We start from the raw sequence: 3,810 nt of genomic DNA on the forward strand, positions 1-3,810 counted from the left end.
GACAATCTTAACATTGAAAAGATGGGTAATCTCGGCTCATCGGACGACTTTTACAAGACCGATAACGACGCCGAGCAAGCCATTACCGCATGTTATACCGACTTAGGCACCGTGTTTGAACCCGTGAAGTGTATCGACGACCTGCTGTCCGACGACGTTTGGTGTGGCGGAGGCAACCGAAACGACAACGCGCAGCGTGAAACCATCGGCGACTATACCTTTGGTAGCACCAACGAACTTATCCAACAGACCTACGAGGGCTTATATACGATGATTTATCATGCCAACCTTGTGTTGGAGAAGTTCGAAAACTACGACACGCCCGTGAAGAAACGCGATCAGGCCGAGGCCTATTTCTTCCGTGGCTTGGCCCACTTCTACCTCGGCGCTTACTACGGAACGGCGCCCGTGGTTGACCATCTGCTCCCCGAATCGGAGTATGCCAAGACCAACAGCACTCGTGAACAACTCTATACGCAGGCCGAAACCGATTTCAAAGCGGCCATCGCCTCGGGCGCGTTGAGCCAAAAAGCAGAGCCCAATGCCAAGTTAGTGCGCATTACGAAGGGCGCCGCTCAGGCTTTCTTAGGCAAGGTACAAGTGTTTGCGGGCAACTATTCGGAGGCCGCCAAAACGCTCAACGAGGTAATCAAGTCGGGCCTTTATCGCCTCAATACGACCATGGCTTACGAGGATTTGCTCCATGCCGGCGCCGATTTTGACGCCGAGCACGTGTTAGAATGGAACGCCGTAGCCGATTATTCTAACTATGCACAGATCTTTACGCTGTACAATCTATACCGTGGTTTCCGAGGAGAGTTCTTTAATTGGAACGCTTCTAACCCGCAGTTGGCCAATGTTTCAAACTCAGCTTATGGCTTCTTTAATCCTACGGAAGACCTTTACAAGGCCTTTGTTAAGGAAGAAGGCGCCGCAGGTTACCGCTTAAACCAGTCGATAAAGACCGTTGAGCAGATAGCCGACATGGGAATTACCTTGGCGTCGGGCAAGACTTTGCACGGCAACGAGGGCTATTTCAATTGGAAACAGCGCATGCTCAATAGCGACTTCATTATCTTCGGACTCTTTACCACGGTCAATCGTGTATGGATGTCTTATGCCGAAGTATTGCTGTTGGCGGCTGAGGCCAACCTGAAAGCAGGCAACAAGGCCGAGGCTTTGAAAGCTGTTAACGCCATAAGGCAGCGTGCCAAGTTGCCCGCCAAGACCGATTTGACCATGGACGACGTGAAAACCGAGAAGCGATTGGAGCTTTGGGGCCTCGGCACACGGTGGATGGACCTCGTTCGTTGGGGTGACGCGGCCGCGAAACTTGCCGATAAGGGTAAGCAAATGCCGGGCTTTAATGGCAAGAAGATAGTAGAATATAGCAGTTCTAATGCGGGCTTCAAGAGCAACAAGCACGAAATGTTGCCCATTCCCGATCAGGAAATTAAGCTCAATAAGAGCATGAAGCAAAACGAGGGTTACTAATTTCATAAGGACCATCGGGCCGCTTCGGGGCTTTTGATAACAATGGGTCGCAACCGCAAAACAGAACGGTTGCGGCCCTTTTTCGTGTAAAGTGGACCATGACAGATGCGGCGGAAGCCCGAGGGTGGTGGCTTATGGACGGTGGGGTCGTAATGCCTTGTTAATTCGGAAAAATCTTTACATCGGATCGTTGCTGGCCGCGTTATTTGAAAACGATTTATAGTTGACGCCGAAAACGCCAAGGAATCGTGTTTTTATAAGTAGCTGGTAATCAGTGGTTTATTGTTTTTGGCCTTTTATTTTCTATCTTTTGGTGGCGTCAAAGCAGTGCTTTGGGCTTCTTATGGGTCTGCTTTTATAGGTTGCGAATAGCCCTTCTGTCTTGTCAAAGCATAGCTTTTAGCAGTCCATAGGCCGCCTTTGGAGCGATGAGGGAGCCCAATCTACAATATCATACCTTTGTTTTGATAGGCTCGGCGCCCTGCCGCCGCCTGCCCGTAAGCTAAATGGGGGAGTGCGGCGGGGCTGAAAAATGTCAGTTTTCTTGACGTTTTACTTTCCTTTATTTAAGCGGTTGTTGTACATTTTCTAAAACTTTTGTACACCGGATAAACCCTTTTTGAACAAATAATAAATAGAAAAGTATCTGTAAAAAAGGCATACCGGCGAATATGCAATACCTTTGCGGCAGTTAACAAATAAACTATTAACATGAAAAAGTATAACTGTATCAGGTTTCTAACCTTCATTTTCTTTGCGATGGTCAGCCTGCCTACATGGGCACAAGAGCTGATCAACGTGGCCGGAAAGGTAGTTGACAATTCTCAAGAGCCGATGATAGGCGTGAGCATTGTCGAAAAAGGCACCAGCAATGGTGCGGTAACAGACCTCGACGGTGTGTTTAAATTCAAGGCACACAAGGGCGCTACGCTTGTTATTTCTTACATTGGCTATGCCACGCAGGAAGTAAAAGCGGGCTCAAACCTTAAAATTACCATGAAAGAAGACTCCAAAACGTTGGAGGATGTGGTAGTGGTTGGTTACGGCGTGCAGAAGAAGAGCGACGTGACGGGTGCCATTTCGCAGGTGAAGGCTGCCGATATGGAAAACCGAACCATCACCAACGCCAAGTCGGCCCTGCAGGGAAAGACGGCCGGTGTGCAGATTATCTCGTCGTCAGCGGCCCCGGGTTCATCGCCAACGGTGCGTATTCGCGGTTTCTCTTCTAACGTGGGTTCCGAGCCGTTGTACGTGGTCGACGGAGTAAGAATAGGCGACATCAGCGGTATCGACCCCAATGACATCGCCTCAATGGAAATCCTCAAGGACGCCGCCAGTGCCGCTATCTACGGTGCCGAGGCCGGTAATGGCGTGGTACTCATCACCACCAAGAAGGGTAAAGCAGGCGAGGGTCGCATTCGTTACGACTTCCAATTCGCCGGACAGTCTATCTCTCGCACACCCAAGATGTTGAATTCAGAGGAGTACATTGCCTATATGAGCGAGGGAAAGACCTTTACCAAGGACTATCTTATGAAGAACTGGGACGGTAAGACCAACACCAATTGGATTGACCGGACCTTTGAGGACAGCAAAATGACCAAGCATAACATCGCCTTTGAGGGCGGTAGCGAGCGTGGTAACTACTATTTAAGTCTTACCTATCTTGATAATGACGGTATCGTAAAGGGCAATGCCGACGTCTATAAGCGCCTTACCGCCACCATCAACTCCGAGTATAAGGTGAAGAATTGGCTCACCGTGGGCACCACCAATCAAATAGAGAAGTACAATGTAAGGTCGGTTTCGAGCAATAACGAGTATGGTTCGCTCCTCACTTCAGTCATGGTACTCGACCCATTGACAGCTTACACCTACGCGCCCAATGAGCTTCCGAGCCACATGCTCAACGCTCAGAAGCAGGGAAAGAAGCTCCTGACCGACGCCGATGGTAACTACTATGGCATTTCAAAGTTCTATGCCGGTGAGCAAACCCACCCCATGATTATGCGCGACAATGGTCTTTCACGCAACAGCGGTTTCAATGTGAATGGTTCTATCTATGCCAACTTCATGCCTTTCAAGGGCTTTACGTTTACCTCGCGCTTTGGTTATCGCTTGGGAGGTGCCCGCAGCAGTTCGGTTTCTCTGCCTTTCTATGGCAATGCCGTGCAGGGAAACGACTACGTAAGTCTTAGCGGTCAGAACTCAACCAACATTTACTATCAGTGGGAAAACTTCGCCAACTACATGAAACAGATAGGCCTTCACACCGTGACCGGCATGGTGGGTATGTCTTATCAGGAGTCGACGAGC

General features: G+C 49.6%; 2 protein-coding genes. Both read left to right on the plus strand.

Translation table 11 applies throughout. The annotated features are described in order from the left end of the window. Window positions 1-1,494: RagB/SusD family nutrient uptake outer membrane protein (locus tag VIR50_RS08095; protein WP_331934636.1), on the plus strand; the 1,494-nt coding region annotated here is incomplete at its 5' end. Between the two features lie 711 nt (window positions 1,495-2,205). Next, window positions 2,206-3,810: SusC/RagA family TonB-linked outer membrane protein (locus VIR50_RS08100; protein WP_331934637.1), on the plus strand; the 1,605-nt coding region annotated here is incomplete at its 3' end.

This window comes from Prevotella sp. (genome assembly GCF_036570325.1).
Taxonomy (GTDB): Bacteria; Bacteroidota; Bacteroidia; order Bacteroidales; family Bacteroidaceae; genus Prevotella.